The sequence below is a fragment of the Streptomyces sp. FH025 genome, assembly GCF_017427025.1.
Lineage (GTDB): Bacteria > Actinomycetota > Actinomycetes > Streptomycetales > Streptomycetaceae > Kitasatospora.
Genome location: NZ_JAFLNG010000826.1, coordinates 1 through 2,984, shown reverse-complemented (window position 1 = coordinate 2,984; position 2,984 = coordinate 1). Strand labels below are relative to the sequence as shown.

The window sequence follows — 2,984 nt, the reverse complement described above, 5'->3', positions numbered from 1 at the left end:
GGGTGACGGTGTACGAGTACCGCGACGCGCTCGGGGGCAAGGCGCGGAGCATGGATGTGCCGGGTAGTGCGGGCGGTGGGCGTCGGGCGTTGCCGGGTGAGCACGGGTTCCGGTTCTTTCCCAGCTTCTACCGCAATCTGCCGGACACGCTGCGCCGCATTCCAGTTCCCGGCAACCCCGGTGGCGTCCATGGCAATCTGCGCGATGCCACGCAGGCGCTGCTGGCCTTCGACGCCCCGCGCCCGGGTCTGCTGGTGCCGTTCCAGGCCGTGACCCGCCCGCTGGACCTGGGTGACCTCGCACCGGACGCCCTGCGGCGGACCCTGGCCGGCGCGCTGGACGAGGTGCTGCGGCTGCCCGTCGGCGAGTTGGCCTACTTCGTGGACCGGCTTCTGGTACACCTGACCAGCTGCGATGTGCGCCGTGAGCAGCAGTGGGAGCGGGTGGCCTGGTGGGACTTCATCGGGGCCGAGCGGATGTCCCCTGACTACCAGCGTCTCCTCGGAGTCGGTCTGACCCGGGATCTGGTGGCGACCCGGGCCGAGCAGGCGAGCACCCGCACGGTGGCCCGCACCGTCGTCGAGGCCTTCCTGCTGAACGGGATGCTGGGGCGCGGCGGTGACGGGCAGCCTGACCGGGTGCTCAACGGCCCGACCAGCGAGGCCTGGATCGACCCGTGGGTGGCCCATCTGTCCTCGCTGGGCGTCGAGTTCCGGACCGGGACCGAGGTCCGGGAGGTGCTGTACGCCGAGCGCCGGATCACCGGGGTCCGGGTGGCGCCGGCCGGCGGTGGCGCCCCCGAGACGGTGCGGGCCGACTACTACCTCAGCGCGCTGCCGGTCGAGCACGCCCGCGCCACGTGGGGTCCGGGGCTGCGCGCCGCCGATCCCCAGCTGGCGCGCTGCGACGCGATCGGCACGGACTGGATGACGGGCATCCAGTTCTACCTGCGCCGCCCGGTGCGGCTGGTGCACGGCCACGCCGTCTGCCTGGACTCCCCGTGGTCGCTCACGGCGGTCAGCCAGGCGCAGTTCTGGGACCGGGACTTCGCGGCCGGCTACGGCGACGGGACGGTGCGCGACTGCCTGTCGGTCTGCGTCTCGGAGTGGGACCGGCCGGGGATCCTCTACGGCAGGACGGCGAAGGAGTGCACCCGCGAGGAGGTGGCCCGCGAGGTCTGGGCGCAGTGCCGACGGGCCTTCGAGCGGCCGGGCGTCGGGTGGCCGGCGGACGCGGACGTGCACTCGTGGTTCCTCGACCCGGCCGTCACCGGTCTGGGCGGGCCGGCGCCCGCCAACCGCGAGCAGTTGCTGGTCCATCCCGCCGGAACGCTCTACCACCGGCCCTCGGCCGCGACGGCGGTGGGCAACTTCTTCCTGGCCGGCGATTACGTCCGTACCGACGTCGACCTGGCCACCATGGAGGGGGCCAACGAGTCCGCGCGGCGCGCGGTCAACGCCCTGCTGGACGCGGACGGTTCGAGCGCCGAGCGCTGCCGGATCCAGCTGCTCTTCCGGCCCCCGGAGTTGGAGCCGCTCAAGCTGGTCGACGAGGCCCGCTACCGCCTCGGTCTGCGGAACACCTTCGACCTCGGGTGACACGGCCGCCCGTTGATGGCTCCCCAATGACGGCCGTTGTCATCCGTGGTGTCTCCCGGGATGATCGCGGCCGTGACCTTACTCATCCTGATCGCCCTGGCCGTCGCTCCCGGCCTCATCTACCGGCTCGGCCCTCGCCTGAGTCGAGCCGGACTGACGCTCTGGGTCCGCAGCCGGTTCGACCCGGCTGTCCACGGGCTCCCGCCCCGTGAACAGCTCGACGCGCACCGCGCCGGGCCGCCCCCGCCCGCTGATCGCTCCGAAGAGATACGGGCCGTCGCGCACGACGCGTGGGAAGGCGACTGGCGCTCGGCGGCCGCCTTCGCGGACGCCGAGCGCCAGGACTGGGACGAACGCTGGTCCCGGCTGGAAGTCCTGCGACAGATCGCCGACGAGAGCGACGCCTGGCTGGACGACTGGCTCCGGGCCCGACCGGACGACGGCACCGCTGTCACCGTCCATGCCCAGGTGCTCCTCCACCGCGGGTGGGCGGTACGCGGTGACGGATACGCGCACGACGTTCCCGCCGGTCGGATGGCCCGGTTCATGGTCCAGCTGAATGCCGCGATGGAGGCCGCGCGGAAGGCCGCCGAGCTCGCGCCCGAGGACCCCGGTCCCTGGGTGGTCATGGTCACCGCCGCCCGCGGGCTCGGGTATGAGCACGACGAGTTCCGCCAGCTCTGGAAGGAACTCGTCACCCGCGCCCCCTACCACTACGAGGGCCACTGCCAAGCCATGCAGTACTGGTGTGCCAAGTGGGCCGGCAGCCGCAGGCTGATGATGCAGTTCGCCGAACGTGCCGCGCGCAACGCACCGGCCGGCAGCCCGCTCGCCGGGGTCTACCTGCACGCGCTGCACGAACTCACCCGGCGCTCCGGCCTCTCGGCCCTCCCCTCTTCGCGAGCGGCCAAGGACCTGCTGGAGAGCGTCGCCCGGTCACTGAACCAGGTGCCCGGCGAGGACCAGCGCGTTCACCAACTGCGGCACCTGCTGGCGCAGTACCTGGTCAAGGTACGGCGCTACGACGCCGCACTGGAACAGTTCCGTCTGATCGGGCCCTGGTGCGGCGCGGAGCCGTGGACGAAGGAGCGCGACCCCGTGGCCGCCTTCGACCTCGCTCGGGGCATCGCCGCGATGAGAGCCAGCCAGACCTGACGCTCTGTCAGCGATCTGCCGTGACCGGGCTGTCGGCTGGGTTGACAGGGGGAGGCTGATCCCGATGTCCTTGGCCGGAGGGTGAGTTGGACATGACGGGGGGCTCGCGTTGGATCGCCTGGCCGGAGCGGACCTGGAAGATCTGGAAGTCGGACCAGCCCGCACCGCCCGCGTGTGGCTCGGGCTGATCGCGCCCCTCGCCGCGTTGGTGGTCGTCGTGCTCGGGGTCCT

The 2,984-nt window shown here is 72.2% G+C and carries 2 protein-coding genes; both read left to right on the top strand.

The features are described from left to right. On the top strand, positions 1–1,598 hold a 1,598-nt coding region (locus J0670_RS34425; RefSeq protein WP_207816337.1), incomplete at its 5' end, for an FAD-dependent oxidoreductase. Between the two features lie 72 nt (positions 1,599–1,670). After that, on the top strand, positions 1,671–2,753 hold the full coding sequence (locus J0670_RS34420) for a hypothetical protein (RefSeq protein ID WP_307806821.1): 1,083 nt from the start codon (positions 1,671–1,673) through the stop codon (positions 2,751–2,753). Positions 2,754–2,984 lie beyond the last annotated feature (231 nt).